The sequence below is a fragment of the Micromonospora sp. IBHARD003 genome, from assembly GCF_056106285.1.
On sequence record NZ_JBWBBX010000001.1, the window covers coordinates 7,967,336 to 7,989,166 of the forward strand.

11 protein-coding genes and 1 pseudogene are annotated in these 21,831 nt (G+C 68.6%); 4 read left to right on the forward strand and 8 right to left on the reverse strand.

Going from position 1 to position 21,831, the window contains the following annotated elements:
* Nucleotides 1-181 precede the first annotated feature (181 nt).
* The 3 genes from ACTWOL_RS34675 to ACTWOL_RS34685 all read right to left on the reverse strand — a co-directional run bounded on the left by ACTWOL_RS34675 (nucleotide 182) and on the right by ACTWOL_RS34685 (nucleotide 3,736).
* The gene (locus tag ACTWOL_RS34675; RefSeq protein ID WP_474300864.1) at nucleotides 182-2,155 is read right to left on the reverse strand and encodes a glycoside hydrolase family 5 protein; all 1,974 of its coding nucleotides are present in this window, start codon (nucleotides 2,153-2,155) and stop codon (nucleotides 182-184) included.
* Nucleotides 2,156-2,783: 628 nt separating this feature from the next.
* On the reverse strand, nucleotides 2,784-3,053 hold the full coding sequence (locus tag ACTWOL_RS34680) for a hypothetical protein (RefSeq protein WP_474300866.1): 270 nt from the start codon (nucleotides 3,051-3,053) through the stop codon (nucleotides 2,784-2,786).
* Between the two features lie 401 nt (nucleotides 3,054-3,454).
* Nucleotides 3,455-3,736, reverse strand: coding sequence for a hypothetical protein (locus ACTWOL_RS34685; RefSeq protein WP_474300867.1), 282 nt, complete (start codon nucleotides 3,734-3,736; stop codon nucleotides 3,455-3,457).
* Nucleotides 3,737-4,028: 292 nt separating this feature from the next.
* Here ACTWOL_RS34685 and ACTWOL_RS34690 point away from each other — a divergent pair, with 292 nt between their 5' ends.
* A complete protein-coding gene (locus tag ACTWOL_RS34690; protein WP_474300868.1) occupies nucleotides 4,029-4,547 on the forward strand; it encodes an LppU/SCO3897 family protein in 519 nt (172 codons plus the stop codon).
* 203 nt (nucleotides 4,548-4,750) lie between these two features.
* Here ACTWOL_RS34690 and ACTWOL_RS34695 read toward each other — a convergent pair whose 3' ends face one another.
* The 5 genes and pseudogenes from ACTWOL_RS34695 to ACTWOL_RS34715 form a co-directional block, all read right to left on the reverse strand.
* Nucleotides 4,751-5,329 carry a response regulator gene (locus ACTWOL_RS34695; protein ID WP_474300869.1) on the reverse strand — a complete coding sequence of 193 codons (579 nt, stop codon included), beginning with the start codon at nucleotides 5,327-5,329 and terminating at the stop codon, nucleotides 4,751-4,753.
* Nucleotides 5,319-9,173 carry a hybrid sensor histidine kinase/response regulator gene (locus ACTWOL_RS34700; RefSeq protein WP_474300870.1) on the reverse strand — a complete coding sequence of 1,285 codons (3,855 nt, stop codon included), beginning with the start codon at nucleotides 9,171-9,173 and terminating at the stop codon, nucleotides 5,319-5,321. Before ACTWOL_RS34700 ends, ACTWOL_RS34695 begins: the two co-directional genes overlap by 11 nt.
* A gap of 78 nt (nucleotides 9,174-9,251) precedes the next feature.
* The gene (locus ACTWOL_RS34705) at nucleotides 9,252-11,396 is read right to left on the reverse strand and encodes a LuxR C-terminal-related transcriptional regulator (protein WP_474301319.1); all 2,145 of its coding nucleotides are present in this window, start codon (nucleotides 11,394-11,396) and stop codon (nucleotides 9,252-9,254) included.
* A 216-nt stretch (nucleotides 11,397-11,612) separates the two neighbouring features.
* Nucleotides 11,613-12,137 (reverse strand): annotated as a pseudogene (locus ACTWOL_RS34710) (AAA family ATPase); the annotation flags it as partial.
* A 1-nt stretch (nucleotide 12,138) separates the two neighbouring features.
* Entirely contained in the window at nucleotides 12,139-14,373 is a 2,235-nt protein-coding gene (locus ACTWOL_RS34715; protein WP_474300871.1) for an ATP-binding protein, read from the reverse strand.
* A gap of 235 nt (nucleotides 14,374-14,608) precedes the next feature.
* On the opposite strand from ACTWOL_RS34715, the gene ACTWOL_RS34720 reads away from it, so the two are divergent.
* The 3 genes from ACTWOL_RS34720 to ACTWOL_RS34730 all read left to right on the forward strand — a co-directional run bounded on the left by ACTWOL_RS34720 (nucleotide 14,609) and on the right by ACTWOL_RS34730 (nucleotide 21,758).
* A complete protein-coding gene (locus ACTWOL_RS34720; RefSeq protein WP_474300872.1) occupies nucleotides 14,609-17,461 on the forward strand; it encodes an ATP-binding protein in 2,853 nt (950 codons plus the stop codon).
* A 300-nt stretch (nucleotides 17,462-17,761) separates the two neighbouring features.
* Entirely contained in the window at nucleotides 17,762-19,087 is a 1,326-nt protein-coding gene (locus tag ACTWOL_RS34725) for an MFS transporter (RefSeq protein WP_474300873.1), read from the forward strand.
* A gap of 334 nt (nucleotides 19,088-19,421) precedes the next feature.
* On the forward strand, nucleotides 19,422-21,758 hold the full coding sequence (locus ACTWOL_RS34730) for an ATP-binding protein (RefSeq protein WP_474300874.1): 2,337 nt from the start codon (nucleotides 19,422-19,424) through the stop codon (nucleotides 21,756-21,758).
* Nucleotides 21,759-21,831 lie beyond the last annotated feature (73 nt).

Below are 21,831 nucleotides of genomic sequence, written 5' to 3' on the forward strand. Positions count from 1 at the left end.
CTCGATGCTCCTACCGTCTCACCCACCACTGACAATCGATCTTGACTGCCAGACCGGTGTGACGTGGCGGAGCCCGTGCTGACGGCAGACGCTGGAGCGGCTCGTCCCACACCACTGCCTCGGGGAGCTGCCCCGGCAGCCGAAGCGTGCCGGGTGCTCCTCGGTGCGGTTACGGAGTCGATCAGGCCAGGGGGCGGCAGAGCAGGGCGTCGGGTACGCCGCCGTGCTGCCACTTCCAGGTGTAGGCGACGCCGGCGAGGTACTCGTTGTCGGCGCACTGGCCCTTGTAGTAGCCGGGCGCCCAGTCGCTCTTCACCGAGCCTCCGGCCGCGGGCCGGTTGTCGCCGTGGTCGAACCAGACGTTGCGGCCGGTCAGAGGGAGTTGCCGGTCGGCGGGGGCACACAGCAGACCGGTCATCTCGCGGCGATTGACACCGACGGCGTAGCCGACGGCGTAGGAGTTGTCCGGGCACTGGAGCTTGTTGTAGCCGGGTGCCCAGTCACCGTTGGTGACATAGCGCTCGTCGGTGACGGCCGTCCAGGCACCGGTGGACTTGGCGGGCTGATGTGCGTCGGTGCACAGTCCCCGGCCCTGGCTGCGGCTGAGGGCGACCAGCCGCTGGGTGTCGGGGCAGACACCCTTGCGGTTGCCCGGGTTCCAGTCCGTCTTGGCGCGCATGGTGATGGACGAGTCCTGGTCTCCGAAGTCCAGGTTGAGCATGTTCCAGCGATCGACCTGCGGAATCGGGCCGGTCTTCGCGGGGGCGCCGACCAGCTTGCTCCAATCGGCAGCACGCCAGTCGCCGGGGTCGTTGATACCGACTTTGTTGCCGGTGGAGTCGTAGGAGATCAGCGCCCAGTTGTCGTTCGGATTGCCGTTGGCGTCGCTCCAGCCGACCAGCGGCCATTGGGCGAAGTCGGTGTCGTTCTTCACCAGAATGTCGGTGAAGTTCGCGAACCAGGCCTTCTCCTTCTCATCGGTTGCGCCACGCCCGCCCGCGCCGAACTCGCTGATCCACACCGGGGCGGTGAAGTGCTGGCCGCCCTCGGTGACGAATAGAGCCTGGTCGTCCACGACCTGCGCAAGCCTCTCGGGAGTCAAGTCCCGGTACCGGGGATCCCTCGTGGATCCCCAGTCGCTGTCGGAGGCACCGGTGTGGTTGGGGCCGGTGTAGCCGTAGAAGTGGGCCGCGTAGACCAGTTTGCCGGAGTGGATCAGGGTGTTGGAGAGATTACGGACGGGCGTCAGCGTGGGTCGCCCATGAGGGAACACGTCGGAGGGGATGCCCTGCCAGTTGATGCCCTCCATGATGACCAGCAGGTCCGGGTCGGCCTCGAGTATCTTGTTGCCGGCCTGCTCCAAGGCGGAGTACAGATCGTGCTCGTTGCCCCAGCCCCAGTTCGGGTTGTTCCAGGTGTCACGGCGGACCTCGTTACGCAGGTCTGCGCCGACCACGCGTTTGTTGGCCTTGTAGCGCTTGGCCAGGAACACCCAGTCGTCAATCCACTCCTGTGTGGACTGTCCGCTGTTCCACCGCTCGTTCCCGTCCAGGCCGCAGCAGAAACGGTAGCTCGTGGTGTGGTTGTTGAGGATGACGGCGAAGCCGTCCGCGGTCAGCGCCGCAACCACGGCGTCGAACACCTGCAGCGGGGTCTTGCCCTTCAGCTGAGGGTTGGCGGCGACAGCGGAATCCGGCACGACAGTGGTGTCGTCCATCATCGCGTTGGCGAAGGGCAGCCGGACGCTGTTGATACCCAGGGCGTGAAAGTCGGCGAGGATCTTCGTGATCGGCGTGCGGTCCAGACCGAGCGGGAGGTTGTGCGACTTCTGGTCTGCCTGGTGGTTCGCCACGTCGTTGACGTCGCCGCTGCCCTCGTACGTGCCCTGAGCGCCGGCCCAGTTACCGGACTTCAGCTTGAACCGATTGCCCACCGCGTCGACGATGTACCGCCCACGCGTGCTCAGCGGGGCGGTCCACGAAGCTGCCAGATCCTCACCGGTCATGGCGACGGGAGCCGTGGAGGTGGGCGGTGCGGCCGGGGCGGGCGCGGCAACCGCGCCGGGGGCGGTGGCGACGAGCAGGGAGGCGGTGGCGAGGAGGGTGGGGAGGCCGCGCGGGGCACGACCGGCGCGGGCGGGTCTGGCAGATCTCATGGCGAATCTCCAGGAGAGTGAGTGGGGGGTGGTGCAGGGCCCCGAGACGAGAGCCTGTTCCAGGTCCGGTTCGGGGAGACCAAGGGGGTGCCGCCGGGGCTGACGTATCAGTTCGTCAGGGCGCCGACTCCCGAACCGATGGTGACCCGTGTGACAGCACCTTTGGTGCCGGTTTCCCCACCGAACGGACGGCGGGCTGAACTCCGTGTGCAGGGTGGCCGCCGGCGGGTTGATCTGGCGCGGCCTGCTCCCGGAGTGGTGCGCTCCGGCGGGAGTTCGTGGCAGTAGCCGTCATCGGTGGACGGTGGTGCGGCCTGGGTGACCGCGGTACACGGCAGTCCGAGGCGGCTGCCTGGTTCGACACGGACAAGCGGACCCTGGGTCAGTGGCAGGGTGGGGATGCCGATTTCGGCAGGCGCCGTGACCAGTGGCTGTGCACGGTTCGGAAGCACGGCTATAACCTAGAGCGAATTCAATAACTTCGTCCAGTATTGATTTCGCGGGACGTTGACTCTACTCTTCCGTCACTTCCGTGCCCCTGCACGGCCGGACGCCGAACACTGCGCGGACGATCGTGTACGGGGAAGTCTTTCGGCCTCCGCCGGTTATCGGCCGCAGGGCTCGAGTCTCATCGTGTCTGACGGGCCGGCGACCGTTCCCACGCCCAAAGCCGGCGCGCGAGACTTCCCAGGGGGGAGCGGTACGCCTCGTGGAGCTGTGCCTGGCTGATCACGCCCGCGTCGGCGAGCCGTTCCAGGGCGAGGTCCAGGTCGTCGCGCACAGCCGTGCGATCGTGTTCGTCCAACTCGGCCACGAGAGCGATGACTTCCTCATAGGACGGTCGCAGCGAGGTGGGGACGCCGCGTTCGGCCGCCTGCTTGGCCACACGGATGCTCACCACGCACACCACGGCCACTGCTGCCAGGCCGGCGCAGAGGAGCCAGCGCCCCGGTGACGCCGTCACAGCGGCCGCGACTGCGACTATGCCGGCGGATATCGTGGCGAAGACTGCCTCGAAGACGGCGAGTACCACCTCTTGTGATGTCGCCCGCGGCCCACTGGTCCGTGTCCGCCGCCATTCTGCGGCGCGTAGCGCGATGTGCGCGGTGGCGATCAGCCCGGTGATGCCGGACAGCTAGTGCTGTGGCCGGATAGGTTTGCCGGGAAGCTCGCGGCGTCCGGTGCGGTGTATCGCAAGGCGGAGAATCGGCCTTGTACTCGATGTACTCGGGTGATTCGACAACGCAGCGAGACGCCGTGCAGGACACCGCGAGCCGGTGAACCTATCCGGTCACAGCACTAGATCTCGGCGTCCTCGTACTTCACGGCCAGGATCACCAGCAGGGGCAGGGCCAACGGTGCGAACAGGACCAGAAGCCACCCGGCGTCCCGTGCGTGGTCCCACCGGGTCCTGGTCCGGTCGAGATCGGCACCGGCCGCCATGACCACCCTGTGCAGCTCCGGGAGCCGTGTGAAGGCGCTGGACTCGAGATCGTGCCATCGGAAAGGGACAGCCGTGCCACCCACCACGCCGTCGGCGTAGGCGGCTGCGGACGAGAAGGATCCCGGAGGGTGGGCCATCGGCGGGTGCTCTCCAGGCTCGGTCGTTCATCGGGGCGAGGGCTTGCGCACACTAGCAGCACCCGTTCGGGCAGGCAGAGGCGCTCCGCTCGGCGGGCACCCAGGTCATCCGCCCCATCGCCCGCAGTGCCACGGGGCGGGGTGCCGTGTGCGCGGTGTGCGCGGGGCGCGGGCACGCTTCGAGCCGATGAGGGGCCGTCCGTGACCGCCGTTGGCGTCCGTGCGATGCCGAGGGATAGCCTCGCGCTCGCATTGATCACCATCCGATACTCAACAACGGGGATTCGCAGGCATGTCGACGCCTCCACCGCAATACCAGAACCAGCCGCCGTACGGGCAGACGCAGCAGCCCTATGGATATCCGCAGCAGCCACAGGCGCCGTATGGACACCCGCAGCAAGGACAGCCACAGGCGCCGTACGGATACCCGCAGCAACCGCAGCCTCCCCGCGGGCCGCAGCGACCGCAGCCGGGCGGTCTGGGGCGGATGCTGAAGTCCGCCGTCATCGTCATAGCGGTGTTCGGCGCCCTCGGCTACTGGGTCTGGGACTACAACACCGACCCCAACGGCGGCAAGGCGAAGAAGGAGGCCGAGGCGGCGTCGCACAACCCCACCATCGGCGACTGCGTCAAGGTCGCGGACCCTCAGGGCAGTCCGGTTCCGACGGTCGTCGACTGCGACTCACCCGAGGCCCGGTACAAGATGGGCGACCTGGTGGTCGCAGGCCGGCAGTGCGGGTCCGCGTACGACTACGGAATCAAGGTCACCCGCCGGGGCCGCGGCTCCACGATGTGCTTCACCAAGCTCTGAGCCCCTGATCCGTTCGCGGCCGCCGTTCGCAGGAGCGGGCGTCGGCCGTGCGGGCACCTCGGGCCAACCGGACTCCCGCCCCGCGTGACGTCTGGAGCACCTCGCCCGGCACACCGTCGAGTAGCTCGGCGAGTGACCGCTGCCGGGGCGGTGCCGGGAGCGCCGGCCACCGTGGGTCACCTCCGGGCAGCCAGTCCACCGGCCTACTGCCGCCCCTGTTCGCCCTTACTGGTGGCGGCAGATCCGGACTCTCGAAGCCTCAGGAGAAGCGCTCGTGCGATGCGTCCCGTGGTGTCGGTTCGCCGGGCATCGTTGTGCAGAGCCTCGGGTGAGGGGTCGCCTCCCGTGATGGCGTCTGCCATGTCGGCGAGGTGGGTGAGCTGTTGCTCGGCCTGCTGGAGTCTGTCTTTGAGGAGGATGTTGGTGACGCGGGAGACCAGCAGGAGCGAGTCGAGTGGTTTGGGCAGGTAGTCCTCTGCGCCGAGCTCGAGGCAGCGGATGACGCTGTCCATCTCGCCGAGCGCGGACATCATGATGACCGGTGTGTGGCGGAGCTGGTGGTCGTGTTTCAGCAGTTCGAGAGTGGCGTAGCCGTCCATCTCCGGCATGAGGATGTCCAGGAGGACCACGTCGAAGGTGCTCTCCCGCAGCATCTGCAGGGCTGCGACTCCGTTCTCGGCCGCCGCCGTCTCGAGCCCTGCGACTTCCAGGCGGTAGGTGAGCATCATGCGGCTCGTCCGGTCGTCGTCTACGACCAGCACGCGTCCTTTCCTATGGGTCATGGCGCAGCTCCGCTTGGTATTGGGTCAGCCTGTTTCGTGCGGCTGTGTACTCTTCTTCGATCTCGCCGATCAGCAGCCGGGTGGCTGCCAGGTCGCCGTCGGCGCTCAGTTCTTCCACGGACTGGCACAGCGGGGCGAGGCGCTTCAGACCGAAGGTGTTGCTGTGGGATTTGAGTGTGTGTGCTGCACGCCGCAGTTGCTGGGCGTCGTTGGCTTCGAGGCTGCGCCGGAGTGTTCGGACGAGGTCGGGGGAGTCTTCGAGGAAGGCGCTGAGGAGGCTGGCGAGGAACGCGGCGTCGAAGGACGCTGCCATGTGGTCGATGACGGACCTTTCCAGGACGGGGAGATCCGGAGGCTGTTCCTTGCCGGGTGTGGTCTGCGGGGGCGCCGGCTGTTCGTCTCGCTGCCGCGTGGTGCCTCGCTGTGCGCAGTGGCGGAGGGCGTCGCGTAGTTCTCGGCTGCGCAGGGGTTTGCTGAGGTAGTCGTCCATGCCTGCGGCGAGGCAGGCGTCGCGGTCCTCGTTCATCGCGCCGGCGGTGAGGGCGATGATGTGCGGCCGCTGGGCGCGTGGTACTTCCCGGTGAATCCTGCGGGCTGCCTCCAGCCCGTCCATGACGGGCATCTGGACGTCCATGAGGACGACGTCGTAGGGGGAGTGTCGCAGTGCTTGGAGTGCCTGGGCTCCGTTGTCGACGGTGTCTGCGGTGTACCCGGCTTTCTCGAGCATCCGGACGATCAGCTTCTGGTTGACGGTGTTGTCCTCGGCCAGAAGGATGCGCAGTGGGGAGCGGGCACCTTGGGGCGTGGCCTGGGGTGTGGGTTGGGGTGTGGGTTGGGGCGGCGTGGTTGCGTGGGCCTCGTGTGGTGTTCGGAGGTCGAACAGGACGCGGCACAGCTCGGCGTAGAGGTCTCGCGATCTGATGGGCTTGCTGTGGTAGCCGGAGAACTCCGCCAGATTGTCGGTGGCCGCCGCGGGGTGGCCGAAGGAGGTCAGCAGCAGCAGGGGAAGGTCGTCCTTGGTCTTGTGCTGACGGATTCTGCGGGCCAGCATCATCCCGTCCATCTCGGGCATCTGCATGTCGAGGACGCCGAGGTCGAACGGGTCCCCGCGCTCGACCCAGGCGAGTGCCTCGTGCGGTGAGCCCGTGGCGCGGACCACCATGCCCCAGGAGGTCGCCTGGTGAACCAGGATGGTCCGGTTCGTCGGGTTGTCGTCCACCACGAGCAGGCGCTTGCCCCTGAGCTGCACTTGCGAGGTCACCTGGCTCAGGCGCATCGCTTCGGGTACTTCCCGTGTCTCGATGGTGAAGTGGAAGGTCGATCCCTGCCCGGGAGCGCTCTCCACCCATATGGCTCCTCCCATGAGTTCGACCAGGCGTCGGCTGATGGCCAGTCCCAGTCCCGTTCCTCCGAATCGTCTCGTCGTCGATGCGTCCAGCTGCTCGAAGGGCTTGAACAGCTCCTGCTGGAGGTCCGGCGCGATGCCGATGCCGGTGTCACGGACGGAGCAGCGCAGTCTGACGGTGTCATCCGTGATGTTCGTGTCATCCGTGGCGCGCCGCGTCGGCCGGCTGTTGTTCTCCGGTGCGGGGTCCGCTTCCAGGGTGAGGACGACCTCGCCGGATTCTGTGAACTTCACGGCGTTGTTCAGGAGGTTGATCACGATCTGCCGGATCCGGACCTCGTCCCCGACGATCTCCTCCGGCAGGTCCGGGTCGATGACGTACGCCAGCTCGATGTTCTTCTCGGCGGCCATCGCTGCGACGACCTCGAAGGCCGACTCGATGCATCGGCGCAGCTGCAGCGGGCGGGCTTCCAGGTCGATCTTCCCGGCCTCGAACTTCGAGAAGTCAAGAATGTCGTTGATGAGCGCCAGCAGGCTGTTCCCGCTGTTCTGGATGATCTGTGCGCATTCCTTCTGTTCGCTGTCGAGACGGGTGTCGAGGAGGATCTCGGTCATCCCGATCACGGCGTTCATCGGTGTGCGGATCTCGTGGCTCATCGTGGCCAGAAACGCGCTCTTCGCTTGGTTGGCGACCTCGGCTGCCTGTTTGGACGCCCGCAGTTCGGCCGCCGTGCGGGAACGCTCCAGGACGCGCCCGAGCTGTGTGCCGATGTTGAGCATCAGCTGTACGTGGCTGTCATCCGGCTCGATGGCACCGGGGGTGAGGAAATCGAGGACCGCGGCCACTTCTTTCCCGACGATGACGGGGAAGGCGATCCTCCCGACCGTGCCGACGTGCGGGAAGGCTTCGGCGGCCTGCCGACGGTCAAGGGTGATCCAGGCGGGACGCGCGGTTTCCCGGACGGTGGTGGGCAGTCCACGGGGGTCGTCCATGCCGGCGGCGCGGGCGATGTCCCGCAGGGGGGCGCCCAGCGTGTCTTCGTCCCCGTGCCAGACGGATGAGGCGGTCAGTGTCGTGCCGGACGTGCCGTGGGCGTCGGCGAGCGGCTCGACGAGGTAGGCGTGCCCGACGGGCCAGCCCATGTGCCGGCAGATCAGATCAAGGCCTGTCTGCAGGGCGTCGTCCCAGCCGGCCGCCTCATTGGCCGCGGAGGAGACACCCTGGAGCAGGGTGAGTGACTCGGTCTGCTGGTGGAGTTCCGCCGTGCGCTCGCGCACCTCCTGCTCGACCGCGGCGTAGCTGTGCTGGAGGTTGTCGGCCATGGTGTTGAACGAGGCCGCCATCGCGCCGATCTCGTCCCGGCTTCGCACTCCGGCCCGGCGGCTGAGATCGCCACCCGCCAAGGACCAGGCGGCTTGAGCGACGGCCGCCACGTTGTGCGTGATGCGCCGGGACATCAGCGCTGCCAGGGCACTGATCGCGACGAGCACCGCGGCGATGCTGACCAGGATGCGCACATTGCGCGCCTTGATGGCATCCAGCCGGGCGTGGAGCATGACGTCTTGCTGGTCGAACAGCGCCTGCCACAAGCGTGTGTTCGACTGGATGGCTCCGGCCGTCAGGGCCGCGTAGGCCTGTGGTGACACGCTCATGGTGCTGCTGCTGATGAACTGCCGGTTCGTGACGCTGATGAGTGTGCTGACCGACGCAGTGGCAGCCCCCAGAAGGGGCTGGATCGTGGGCCGAAGAGCGGTGTTGTGGTTGAACGACGATGTGGCCTGGAATGCCCTGTTCAGTTCGTCGTTCAGCTTGCTGAGGTTCTGGTCGACGACCGTGGCGTGGTGGGCGATGCTCACACGGTCACTGGTGGACGCGCTGCGTCGCTCCAGCGCCGTGGCAGCTGTGTCACCCAGCAGATAGAGCTGGTTGACCGTCTCCGGTTCCCGCAGCACCAGAGCGGTCATCGTGTAGTACGTGTCGAGGTCGGGGTCGAGTATGAGGTTCGAGGTGTCCCCCACGTAGGAGCCGAGGGCGAGCAGGTTGCCCACCAGGCGGGAGTACCGCGATTCGGCGCCCCGGGTGCCGGCAGGGGTGGCGTTGAGCTGCTTCCAGTAGCCGGCAAGAGCAGCAGGTGCCAGCTCTGCTCTTTTCTGGGCGGAGAGATCGGCAACGCTGGTCCGCAGGGGCTGGTGGAGCTGCTTGTCGACGTTCACGAGGGTGGTGAAGCCGCGGTCGATCGACCGGGCCGTATCTGCCAGCCGTCCGGCAGGTACCGGATCACCCAGGAGCCGGCGGTGTATCAGGGCGCGGCGGGCCGAGACGTCCTGGACCAGTGAGCTCACCGGGCGCAGGTACGCGACACCGGCCAACTCACTGCGGGTGAAGCTGATCTTCTGTTCGGCTTCGTCGATGAGGTAAAGGGTGGCCAGTCCGAGCGGGATGACAAGGGCGATGCAGATGGCCAGCAGCTTGTGCCACAGGCGAGGGGCGAAGCGCATGCGCCTTCTCGTGTCCGCCCTTGCGGACGAGGGGTGGGATCCGCGGGGCTCGGGGGCGTCGGGTGCGGCACACATGAACTACTCCGCAACAGCGGCCGGATGGGGCTCGGCCGTCTTGGCGAGCTGGCGGCGCCCGCTGACACCTGTCTTGCGGTAGATGCTCGACAGGTGGACTTCCACCGTCTTGGCGGTGACGAACAGTTGCTGGGCGATTTCCCGGTTGGTCAGGCCTGTGACCGCGAGGTCGTACACCCTGCGTTCCCCTGGTGTCAGCGAGGAGAGGCCGGTGACCGCGTGACGGCGCGGATGGAGCCCGGCCACACGCAGCTCGTCGCCGATCTGCTGCGCCAGCGGTGACGCACCGAGGCCCTCGGCGAGGTCCAGAGCGTCACCGAGGACGCTCCGGGCCCTGTTGCGCTGACCCTGGCGCCGCAGGGCCGCACCGTAATCCGCCAGCGCCTTCGCGTACTCGAGGCGGGCCGGCGACTGCTCGAGCCTGCCGACCGCCTCCTCCAGGAGACCCAGTGCCGCGTCCCCTTCCGCGAGCACACCCGAGATCCGCAGAGCGCGGCCCAGCGCCCTGGGAGCCGTCCAGCAGCGCGCCAGCCGCACCTCCTCCCGGGCGAGCGCCCTGGCCTCCTCGTCCCGCCCGAGCAGGTGCAGGCACATCGCTGCTTCCGACCGCCAGGGGACGATGGCCGGATTCTCCCCGCCCGCAGCGCTGAAGGACTGCCCCGCGGCGAGGGCGGCATCGAGCGCCTCGGCCGGTAGACCCTGCAGACGCAGCAGATGGGCTCGCGCGTGGGACACGTAGTACACCAGCCCGGTCAGCGGAGCCGGGTCCGGAACTCCGGTCCACTCCAGCGCCGCCTGTGCCTCGGCCAGGGCTCCTTGTTCCAGCAGGATCCCGGCATGCACCGGCCCCAGCACCAGCCGGCGCAGGCTCACCGACAAGGCGTCCACCGCGTTCCTGGCCGTCGCGGCATCGGCTGCGGCCTCGGCCAGGTTGCCGCGTACCGACAACGCCATCGCCCGGTAGGTCAGGGCACCGGTCAGATCGTCGACCGAGCCCTGCCGGTACGCCTGCTCGACCGCCGCGTCCAGGCTCTTCATCACTTCCCGGCGATCCGCACTGATGAGGACCAGCCAACCGAACGACAACGACGTCGGGGCGCACTCCTGGACCAGCGTGCCGTCGCGCAGGGCCCGGCGCGCGCGAAGGACCGCATGGGGATCACCGATCATCGCGTCGTGCCCGGCGATGACGCAGTCGAGGGACATGCCGCCCACGCTTCCAGGGGGCTTGGGGCACCGCAGTTCGGATACCCGACTCAGGATGTCCTCCCGCAGATCCGGCCGCCCCGGCTCATACAGCGGAATCGACAGGATGCAGGCATGGAGCCGGTACCAGGACTCGGTGTCGCCGGGCACCGTGCCGGCCAGTGCCTGCCTCCACACGGACAGGGCTTCCTCGCTGCGGCGGAGCATGAGCAGCGCGGCCCCGAGAGAGACGGCGATGTCGAACCGCTGCCGGGGGTCTGCCGCCAGATCAAGGGCCTCGCGCAAGTACCCGACGGCCTCGGCGGCGTTGATGTGCCGCATGGCATGGCCGAGCGCCGACAGCACGTCCCTGCGTCTTCCTGGCGGCGGTGGTTCGGCCAGGCAGCGGCGCAGATAGCGTGCGGCGGTCTCCGGAGAACCCCGGGCGAGCGCGATGCTCGCGGCCGCCCAAAGGATCTCCACCGTGTCGGCGTCGCCGCTGGGCAGCGTGCGCAGCAGGTGCACGGACACGGTGTCGGCCTCGGCCTTGGCGGCATGCAGGACGCCTGCCGCCCCGGCGTGTGCGTGGTACCGCTCGGCCTGCGTCATGTCGTCGTACACGGCCAGCCGCACCAGGGGATGGACGAAGTCCACCGGCCTCCTCGTGCCGTCCGCTGCGCCGCCGGCCGCATCCATACGGCAGATCCGGGCCCGCTCAAGATCCTTCGCGGCCTGCATGGCGTTCTCCAGAGGCAGGTCCGCCAGTTCGGCGGCATGCATCAGATCCGCGCCGTCACCCAGCACGGCGATCGCACGGCTCAGCAGCGCGCAGTCCTCGGGAAGACGGTGCAACCACAGCCTCACACGCCGGGCCACCGCGCGAGGGCCCACGTCGTAGACGCGTGCGATGTTCGCGGTCCTGGGCTCGATGCCCTCCGCGGCGAGCGCCTCGACCAACTGCATGAGCAGCAACGGGGTGCCTTGCGTAGCCGACCAGCAAGCAGCCAGGAAATCCTCGTCCGGCGCTTCTGGGAATGCTCCTGAAATCAGCTCGGCGGAGGCGGAAGCGCTCAGCCCTGACAAGGAAACAAGCGTAGAACTCGGCGCATCCACAACCTGGTCGATCAGGTATTCCTGATTGCCTGATTCAAACGGCCTCAGTGTGGCCACCACACACGCGTGCAGGTCGTCGAGGCGCGGCATGAGATAGGCAAGAAATCTCAGGGAGTCGCTGTCCGCCCAGTGCAGGTCATCGATGACCAGGGCCAGCGGGCGCGCCTCGCAGAGGTCGGCCGCCAGCCAGTACAGACCGTGAAGTACGGAGAAATCTCCCCGTCGTGAATTACCCGGAATCTCCCTGCTCAGCACGTTCGTTGCCTGGCTGGCGGTTCCCGAAAGAATTCGCTGGCGCTCGCTTGGCGTCATATGCGCAAGGATCGGTTCGAATAGTTGACGCACCACTCCGAACGGCGAGTCGGTTTCCAGCTCCGAGCCTCGGGCGGTGGCCACCCTCAGACCGGTGGAGGCAGCCATCCGCTTTGCTTCCGCAAGAAGGCTGGTTTTCCCGAGGCCGGCTGCCCCTTCGACCACAATGGTCCCCCCGTGACCGGCCCGCGCGGCCTCTGTCACCCTCTCCAGGGCTTTCAGCTCGGCAGTCCGCTCATACAAGCCCATACTGCCGAGTATGCGCGTCGTGGTGCTCATTTCACCGTTCGTCTCTCGCGTAGACCGCCGGCGCCTCCTCCGGCGGTGGCCCTTCGGCGATCCGGTGGGCGACTTTCCTTTCCTTGCGGGGCAAGGGGCGCGTGGCTGGAGGCATGGCCGCCTCGTTGCCCAGGGCGACGGCGACGGCCTCGTCGAGCGGGAGCCGGGCGCCCGAGTCGAACGCTGCCGTGAAGGCGGCTTCACCCAGCTCCTGCCGCAGCATGGCGTCGCACCGGTCGTGGCTGGCCTGCAGATGGCCGTAGCCGGACAGAACGGGGCCGTCCAGCTGCCATGTCCCATGGGATGCGCCCAGCAGTACGCTCGCCTGTTCCGTCCGGCCGTCGACAGCGGCGCACCACCCCAGGCCCTCCAGGCACTGACTGATACCGAACGGGTCCTGGTGCCGGTGCTTGTCCCGCAGCGCCTGCCGGATCATCGAGGTGGCGGGCTGGGTGTGACCCCGCCGGTACTCCTCCAGCCCGGCCACGATCAGCCCGCAGCTTCTGGAGCGGTGCGCGTGGTGGGTCTCGGCCAGGGACAGGCACCGTTGTGCGTGGGTGCGAGCGGCCGGGTCGCAGAGGTTGAAGCAGGCGGTGGCGAGCATGAACGAGGCGATCGCGGCACTGCCGGCATCACCGGCTTCCTGGTGCCGGGCCAGGGCGTCCTCCAGCAGCGCCACGGCATGGCGGCAGTCGCGCCGGAACAGCGCGATCAGCCCGGCCAGGTGCACGGTGGCACGCGCCAGATCCGGGTTCTTCTCCAGCTGCCGCGACCGGGCGCGGCATTCCCCCAGCCGCTGCTCCGCGGCGGCTGCGTCGCCCTGGATCAGAGCGAGCGTCCCGTCGACGACCCGTGCCTTCACGGCGACCGGGCTGCTGCCGCGGTACAGGGCGAGCCCCTGACGCAGCCAGTCGCGGCCCTCGCGCAGAGAGTGGCCGTCGCACCCGTGGAACAGGATGTTGTTCCACAGCGAAGCAGCCATGACGAGACCGCTGAGGGCTTGGCCGGGCTCGCTCATGCAGAATCCCAGGGCAGCTCGCAGGTTGCCCTGCTCCATCCGCAGCCGGGCGACCCACCGCGACTGGTCCGGACCGAACCAGTGGGCCTCGGCATGTTTTGCCAGATGCCCGTACCAGTCCCGGTGCCGCTGCCTGAGCGCGAGTTCCTCGCCGGAAGCCACCAACCGCTCGTGCGCGTACTCGCGGACGGTGTCCAGCGGCCTGTAGCGCATGCTGGATCCGTGTTCTTGGCAGGCCACGACGGCCTTGTCCGCCAGGGCGGTGACCAGGTCGAGGACGTCGTGCCGTCCGACGCCCTGACCGGAGCAGATCTCCTCGGCCGCCTCCAGGTCGAAGCCGTCACGGAACACCGACAGACGTGACCACAGCAGTCGCTCGTGGCGGGAGCGCATGTCGTAGCTCCAATCGATCGTGGCCCGCACGGTCCGCTGCCGCGGGGCAATGGTGCGAAAGCCCCCGTTCAGCCGCCCGAACCAGTCGTCGAGCCGCTGCTGGATCTCCTGCACCGACAGGGTGCGTACGCACGCGGCCGCGACTTCGATGGCCAGCGGGATCCCCTCCAGCCGACGGCAGACCGCGGTGACCGGGCAGATGTTGTCCGCGGTCAGTGCGAAGCCCGTACGCGTCGCGGCGGCACGTTCGGCGAACAGGCTCACCGCATCGGACGGGGCCACGACCTGCGCCACCAGGGAGCACTGACGGTCGGGCAGGGTCAGGGGCGGCACCTCCACAGCGTGCTCGCCGCGCACGCCCAGGACCTGCCGGCTGGTGGCCAGCACCTTCACCTCGGGGGCGGCCTCCAGCAGAGCGCCGACCAGCACGTCACAGGAGTCGATCACCTGCTCGCAGCCGTCGAGGACGAGAAGCATCCGCTGGTCCGCCAGGCGGCGACGCAGGACGTCCAGTGGCTGCAGCGACGTCTGCTCGCGCAGTCCCAGAACCTTCACGAGGTCGTCCGCCACGGCGCCGTCGGGCACGGCCGCCAGCTCCACCAGCCGTACACCGTCACGGAAGGCACCGCGCACCTGCGAGGCGACCCGCAGGGCGAGCCGGGTCTTGCCGATTCCGCCCGGCCCCGTCAGCGTCACCAGCCGGCCGTCACACAGTGCCTGCGTGACCCGGGACACCTCATCCCGGCGTCCGACGAAGCTCGTCACCTGCGCCGGCAACCTGTCCGGCGCGCGGCCTTCGGGGCCCTGACGCACTGAGTCCACCACGCTGATCACCCTCTCCGCACGCTGCGTCCGTCGGCTGGGGAACGGGACTCGTCTGAGCCCACCCTGCCGCCAGGCCCGTGTCCGGGACTCCGGGCGCCTCCCTGAGGCCGACCCCGAGATCCCACCGCCGCAGACGACCCCTGAGATTCCGCCCCCACCGTCGACGACCGCGAGCCGTGCACGACGGGTGCGCACGGGCGCGTGCGTACACGGCAGGCCGCGTATGTTGAGGAACGTGGCAGAGACAGGCCCCTTGTACGAGCGGGACGCCGAGACCCAGGCCCTCGTCGGCCTGGTGAGCGCGGCCAAGGACGGCCATGGCGCCTTCACCGCGATCGAGGGCAGTGCCGGGATCGGTAAGACCAGCCTCCTGCAGGAGGCCATGCGTACCGCCGAACCCGCCGGATTCCGCCTGGCCTGCGCCCGCGGCATGGAACTCGAGCGCGACTTCTCCTTCGGTATCGTCCGACAACTGTTCGAACCGCTGCTGGCCGCAGCCGACCCGCAGGAGCAACGGGAATTCCTGTCGGGCGCCGCAGAGCAGGCAGCCGTCGTGTTCGGCCCGGTCACCCCCGCCACCAGCCACGAACGGGACTACGCCGTACTCCACGGACTGTTCTGGCTGACCGCGAATCTCTGCGAGCACCGCCCCATGGCATTGCTGATCGACGATCTCCACTGGGCGGACACCGCATCACTGCGCTTCCTCGCCCACCTGCTGCCACGCATCGAAGGCCTCGCCATCGCCACCGTGGCAACACTGCGGCCCTTCGAGCCCGAAGCCGACCGGCACCTGCTCGACCGGATCACCACCGACCCCACCTGTCGGCTCCTGCACCCACAGGCCCTGACCGCACCGGCCGCCTACGCCCTCATACGCAGCGCATTCGCGAGGAGTCCGGTCCGTGACGAACCCGACGAGGAATTCCTGGCCGCCTGCCACGCGGCGACCGGCGGCAACCCCCTGCTGCTGAAGGACCTCGCGGCAGCACTGCTCCTCGAACACATCACCCCGACGGCGTCCAACGTGCCGAAGGTCGCCGCCCTGGGCCCCAGGGCCGTCGCCCGATGGGTCTCGCTGCGCATGCAACGCCTCCCGGCCGACGACCGGGCGCTGGCCTGCTCGGTGGCGGTTCTCGGCGACGGTACCCCCTTCGCCTACGCCGCCGCTCACGCGGACCTGCCCCCGCCCGCCGCGATGCACGCCCGTACCGAACTGGAGCGGATCGACATGCTCCGTGTCGAACCCGATCCCAGCGAACGGCTTGCCTTCGTGCACCCCGTCGTGCGGGCCGCGGTCTACGACGAGATGACCGCTGCCCAGACCCTGGCCGCGCACCGCCGTGCGGCCGACCTCCTCACCGCCTCCGGCGCCGACGCCGAGAAGATCGCCGCCCACCTGCTGCACCTGCCGCCCACCGACGACGCACCCCTCGCCACCCAACTCCGTGCCGCGGCCGGTGAAGCCCTCGCCCGTGGCTCTCCCCGCACCGCCGCCACCTACCTGCGCCGCTGCCTGGACGAACCACTGGACGACGAGCAGCGCCACCACGTACTGCACGCATTGGGCAGCGCACTGCACCTGATCGACACCCCGGCCGCCACCACCTACCTGAGCGAAGCGCTGGCACTCACCCGCGACGGGCGAAGCAGAGCAGGCATCGCCCACCTGCTGGGCAGCGGACTGCTCATGCTCGGGCGCAGCCGCGAAGCTCAGGACGTGTGGAGCGACGCCCTCGCCGACCTTCCGCCCGACACGGCCGACCTCCGCGACCAGCTGCAGGCCTGCATCCTGTCCATCCCGCTCCTGCAGCCCGGACGGGCAGACCAGCGGCAGGCCATCATGCCGCAGCTCGCCCAGGAGCGGTCCACCACCCTGCGCCCGACCCCGTCCGGCAAGATCCTCGACTGCGCCATCGCCGGCCACGACGCCATGGACGGCGACCCGTACGCGGTCCTGCGGGCACGGCGGGCCATTCGCGACGGACAACTGGTCACGCACGACCCCCTCCCGCTCCCGGTGATGTTCAGCTGGTGGGTGCTGATCTGCGCAGACCATCCCGAAGCCATCGACAGCCTGAACGCCGCCGTCACCCACGCCCACCACGACGGCTCCACCAGCGGCCTGTCCGCCGCGCTCACCCACCGGGCCCTGGCCTGGCTCCGTCAGGGACACCTGGCCGAGGCGGAGGACGACGCCCGCCAGGCCGTCCTGGCCGTCGAGACCGCCGGCATCAACCTGCACCGAAAGATCATGGGCTGGGTCCTGGCCGAAGTACTCATGGAACAAGACCGCCTCCCCGAAGCGGCGGACGCCCTGGACTGGGCCGAGGAATCCGGCCCCCTCGAAGCAGGCTGGCCGGAGTACCACCAGCTCACGTCCCGTGCCCACCTGCTGCGCCTGCAGGACAGGCCACGCGAGGCGCTCGCGTGCGCACGGGCAGCCGGCAAGGCCTTCGCGACCGCAGGAGGACGCAACCCCGCCGTGGTTTCCTGGCGGACCGAAGCCGCGCTCAGTCTCCATCTGCTCAGTCGCGACGACGAAGCCCGCGAACTCGCCCGCGAGGAGCTGCGCGAGGCTCAGGCGTGGGGTGCACCGGGTGCCTTGGGCCGCGCACTGTGCGTGACCGGCCTCCTCCATCGCGGCGAGCAGGGTCAGGAGTTCCTGAAGCAGGCGACGCTTCTCCTCGAGCCCACTCCCGCCCGCCTCGAATACGCCAAGGCGGCCGCCGCTTACGGGGCCGCTCTGCGCCGTGCGGCGTCACGCACCGAGTCCCGGCGCGTCCTCAACAACGCCCTGGACGCTGCCGAAGCGTGCGGTGCGACGCCCTTGGCACGCGACATCCGCGCCGAGCTGAAAGCGGGCGGGGGCCGCCCCCGCCGCCAGGCGCTCACCGGACCGCAGTCGCTGACACCGAGCGAACGCACCGTGGCCGCACTGGCCGCCGACGGGAAAACCAATCGCGAGATCGCCCAGATTCTCTTCGTCACCGCCAAAACGGTGGAGACCCACCTGGCGAGCACGTACCGGAAACTCGGGATCAACACCCGCCGCCAGCTCGCGGACAAGCTGGCCCCAGCCGTCTGACCCACGCGCTCCTGATGACACTTCGCGCAGATCACGTCAGGTCCTGCCGGAGGTTCTCGCCCGCTCTTGCCAGGGGCTCTACGCCGGACCAGGCATACGGCATCCCGCCTGCACAAAACGACACCCACCGCTGACCTTAGGGGGGTCGGTCAGGGGGGATCCCTGATGTCCGCGCCGACGCCGCCGGTGAGCATGGGCGGAAAGACCGGCAGGTCACCGGGCGGGCAGGCAGCGAGAGCCCGCCTTCCCATCCCCCTCTTCGCCCGGGAGTCCTGCAGCCTGCTTTCCGAGGGGGTCGACATGACGAGCATGGACACGCCGCGTCGTTCATTCCGTACGGTCTTCCCGGTGCTCGCGCTGTGCTGGCTTGCCGTGTTCTTCGACGGCATGGATGCGAACATCTACGGCGCTGTGATGCCGCACATCCTCAACGACCGCGGCTTCGGCATGACTCCGGCCGCCGCGGGGTCGATCGGCAGTTGGACCACGTTCGGCATGCTGATCGGCGCGCTGACGGCGGGGAATCTGACCGACTGGCTCGGGCGCAGGCCGCTGCTGGCCGGAAGTGTGATGGTGTTCTCGGCTGGTTCCGGGATGTGCGCGCTGGCGCAGGATCCGACGATGCTGGGGGTTGGTCGGTTCGTGGCGGGTCTGGGTCTGGGCGGGCTGATGCCGCTGGGGCTGGCCATGGTGATGGAGTTCGCGCCCCCGGGCCGGGTGGCCTTGGCCATCGGGTTGTTGATGACCTCCTACCATGCCGGCGGTATGGCGGCGACGGCGCTGGGGCTGACCGTGGCTCCGGCGGCGGGCTGGCGCTGGGTGTTCTGGGCGGGCGTACTGCCTGCCATGATCGCCGTCCCCCTGCTGCTGAAGCTTCTGCCCGAGTCACCCGGTGTGCTGTTCGCGCGGGGTGAGCCCGATCGGGCCCTTGCCGTTGCGAACCGTTACGGACTGCCCCAGCCCACCGTGTCCGCAGCTCCGGCGGCGGGTGCGAAGGGACGGCTGGCCGCGGTGAAGGGGCTGTTCAGCCCCGGGACTCGGGGGGCGACGCCGCTGTTGTGGCTGGCCAGCTTCTGCGGACTGCTGCTGGTGTACGGGATGAGCACCTGGCTGCCGCAGATGATGCGCACGGCCGGCTACGGTCTGACCTCCTCCATCAGCTTCCTGCTCGTGATCAACGCGGGCGGCATCGTCGGCATGCTGATCGCCGGCCGCACCGCCGACCGGTTCGGCCCGGTACGGGTCTCGGCGATCTGGTTCGTGCTCACCGCCATCGGCGCCCTGCTGCTCGGCTCGCACCTGCCGCTGGCCGTGACGTACGCGGTGGTCGCGGTCACCGGAGTATGGCTGTTCAGCGCCCAGGTCATGGTCTACGCCGCCACCAACACCATCTACCCGGACAGTGAACGCGCCACCGGGCTGGGCTGGGTCACCGGCATCGGCCGCACCGGCGCCGTCGTCGGCCCCTGGCTCGGCGGAATCCTCGCCACCAGCGGCAACCAGGACTGGGGCTTCACCGCCTTCGCCCTCGCCGGACTCCTCGGCGCCACCGCCATCACGCTCGCCCCCCTCACCCTCACCATGCGAAAGAAGGCCGTAGCGGCAACCGCCCACGCACAAAGTTGACTCACTCTGTGTGAGGGGTCGTGCGGTCTGAGTGATTGCCGTGGCCCGTGACGCCCGCACTGCGCCGTCTCATCCGCGGCAGACCTGTTCGGGTCACAGATCTAAGGGGTCGTTCCAGGGGGTTTCCCTGATGGCGCCGGCTCTGGCTCGGTACACCGTGGAGACATCAGGGCTGAATCAGCAACGAGGAGGTGGGAGAGGCGAGAGCTGAACCGCGGTGGAATTTCGCGGCGTGCCCGGCGTGCCCGGTGCGTTCACGGACTACGCGGATCGTCTCGCCAACAACTTCCGGTTCAGCGCACCCTGCCGCCCTGGCCTTGGGGAGGTCGACGTGATGACCATGAATCATACGGTTCGGACGACAGTCAACCTGCCTGTCGATCTGACCAGCTTCGTCGGTCGCCGCCACGAGGTCGCCCAGGCCAAGAAGCTGCTCGGTGAGGGTCGGCTGGTGACGTTGACCGGGCCGGGCGGTATCGGGAAGACCAGGCTGGCGCTTCAGGTGGCCGCAGACGTGCGGCGCTCCTTCCCCGACGGGGTCCGGCTGGTGCAGCTGGCATCTTTGAGGCAGGGCGAGCTGCTGGCGCGAGCAGTCGCCGACGAGTTCAGGCTCGGCAGCGTCTCCGCCGGCGAACCGGTCGCCGAACTGGTGAACTACCTTGCGGAGCAAAGGCTGCTTCTGGTGCTGGACAACTGCGAGCACCTGCTCGACGCGTGTGCCCGCCTCGTCAGCACCCTGCTGGCCGCGGCTCCCGGGCTGCAGGTGCTCGCCACCAGCCGCCAGGTACTGCGGGTCAGCGGAGAGCATTCAATGGCTGTGCCGCCCCTGCGGGTACCCGAACCGGACGATGCCACGTCGGCCGAGGACCTCGCGCGCTGCGAGGCGGTGATGCTGTTCACCGAAAGAGCGCGCTCGGCACGCCCGGACTTCGGCCTCACCCCGGACAGGACGCTGGCGGCTGCACGGATCTGTCACCAGCTGGACGGCATCCCGCTGGCCATCGAACTGGCAGCGGCGCGGATGCGGTCCCTGTCGGCCGATGAGATCCTGGCCCGCCTGGACGCCCGCTTCGACCTGCTCACTCATGGACCACGCGCCGGCGTACCGCGGCAGCGGACCCTGCGGACCGCGATCGACTGGAGCTTCGAGCTGTGCACCCCGGCCGAGCAGCTGCTGTGGTCGCGGCTGTCGGTGTTCGCCGGCGGCTTCGACCTCGAAGCAGCCGAGGCCGTGTGCTGCACCGACGGCTTCATGCGCCGACAGGCACTCGACACCATCGCGTCTCTCGTGGAGAAATCCATCGTGACTTGCGAGGAACGTGGCACGCGCATGCGCTACCGGCTGCTGGAGACATTCCGCCAGTACGGGCATGAACGCCTGACGTCCCTCGGCGAGGCGCACACCCTGGCACAGCGGCACCTCAACTGGTACCGGGCGAAAGCCGAGCAGGCCGAGTCCGACTGGTTCGGGCCCCGTCAGATGTCCTGGCTGTCCTGGTTCCAGGAAGAGCAAGGCAACATCCGCGCAGCGATGGAGTACAGCGTGACCGAGCCAGGCCACGCTCAGACCGGACTGCAGCTGGCCGTTGCGTTGTGGAGCTACCGACTCGGACACTGGCTCGACTTCGGTTCTCTGGCCGAGGCACGACACTGGATCGCCAAAGGACTCGCCCTCGAACCCGATCCCAGCCCGGTCACGGCGAAGGCCTTCCTGGTCGACGGGATGCTCGCCCAGCTGCAAAGCGACACCGACGCCGCAACAACCCGGCTGGAACAGGGCCGCCGGACCGCGCAGAAACTGCATCACGACTTGGATCTGACATGTGCCGGCGCGATCCTGGAAGGCATGATCGAGATGGTCCAGGGGAACTTCGCCCCTGCGGCCGGCCTGCTCGAGGACGCGATGTCCCTGCATCAGGCCGCGGACGACCCGGCCGGCGTCGCGATCGCCTCCTTCATGCTCGCCATGGTCCGTTTCAACCTCGGTGATCCGGTTACCGGCGTACACGCCCGACGGTGCCTGTCCCTGTGCGAAGCAAGCGGCGCGCAATGGTCGCGTAGTCACATACTGTGGGTGGTTGCGCTGGAGGAATACCGCCTGGGCCATACGCAGCGCGCGACCACACTGCTCCGCGAGTCACTACGGGATAAACTGCACCGCCACGGCCAGTGGGGCATCGCCCAAGTCCTCGAACTCATGGCCTGGTGCGACACAGCCGACAAGCGAAACGACCGGGCGGCCACCCTGCTGGGAGCGGCCCAGACCGCGGCACGACTGGCCGGTATCGACATCACTCGGTGGGGACACTTCCGGGCGCGCCATGATCAGTGCGTGGCATTTCTGCGCCAGGAGCTGGGTCCTCAGGATTACCCGGCAGCCCACAGCGCAGGCGCACAGCTCACCCTCCAAGGGGCCATCACCTACGCCCTGGAAGACAAGCAGGGCTGCAAGCCCCCGCCGCCCGCCGCGGAAGAGCCCTTGACGCCTCTGTCCAAACGGGAGCAGCAAGTCGCCGCACTTGTCAGCGAGGGCCTCACCAACAAGGAGATCGCTGCCAAACTCGTCATCTCCCCTCGTACCGCGGAAGGCCACATCGTCCACATCCTCAACAAGCTCGGCTTTACCTCGCGGGCGCAAATCGCCGCCTGGGCCACCGTCTTCGGCACCTGACGCAGCTACCTTCGGAAGGACAGCTCGGAGACCCAGAAGGGAAGGTGTTCTCTCTCTGACGTGAGCCGTGGCT

Excerpts from the sequence above, each read along its gene's own strand:
- ACTWOL_RS34675 (WP_474300864.1), bottom strand. The coding sequence starts at position 2,155 with ATGAGATCTGCCAGACCCGCCCGCGCCGGTCGTGCCCCGCGCGGCCTC.
- ACTWOL_RS34685 (WP_474300867.1), bottom strand. The coding sequence starts at position 3,736 with ATGGCCCACCCTCCGGGATCCTTCTCGTCCGCAGCCGCCTACGCCGAC.
- ACTWOL_RS34690 (WP_474300868.1), top strand. The coding sequence starts at position 4,029 with ATGTCGACGCCTCCACCGCAATACCAGAACCAGCCGCCGTACGGGCAG.
- ACTWOL_RS34695 (WP_474300869.1), bottom strand. The coding sequence starts at position 5,329 with ATGACCCATAGGAAAGGACGCGTGCTGGTCGTAGACGACGACCGGACG.
- ACTWOL_RS34700 (WP_474300870.1), bottom strand. The coding sequence starts at position 9,173 with ATGCGCTTCGCCCCTCGCCTGTGGCACAAGCTGCTGGCCATCTGCATC.
- ACTWOL_RS34705 (WP_474301319.1), bottom strand. The coding sequence starts at position 11,396 with ATGCAGTTGGTCGAGGCGCTCGCCGCGGAGGGCATCGAGCCCAGGACC.
- ACTWOL_RS34725 (WP_474300873.1), top strand. The coding sequence starts at position 17,762 with ATGACGAGCATGGACACGCCGCGTCGTTCATTCCGTACGGTCTTCCCG.
- ACTWOL_RS34730 (WP_474300874.1), top strand. The coding sequence starts at position 19,422 with ATGACCATGAATCATACGGTTCGGACGACAGTCAACCTGCCTGTCGAT.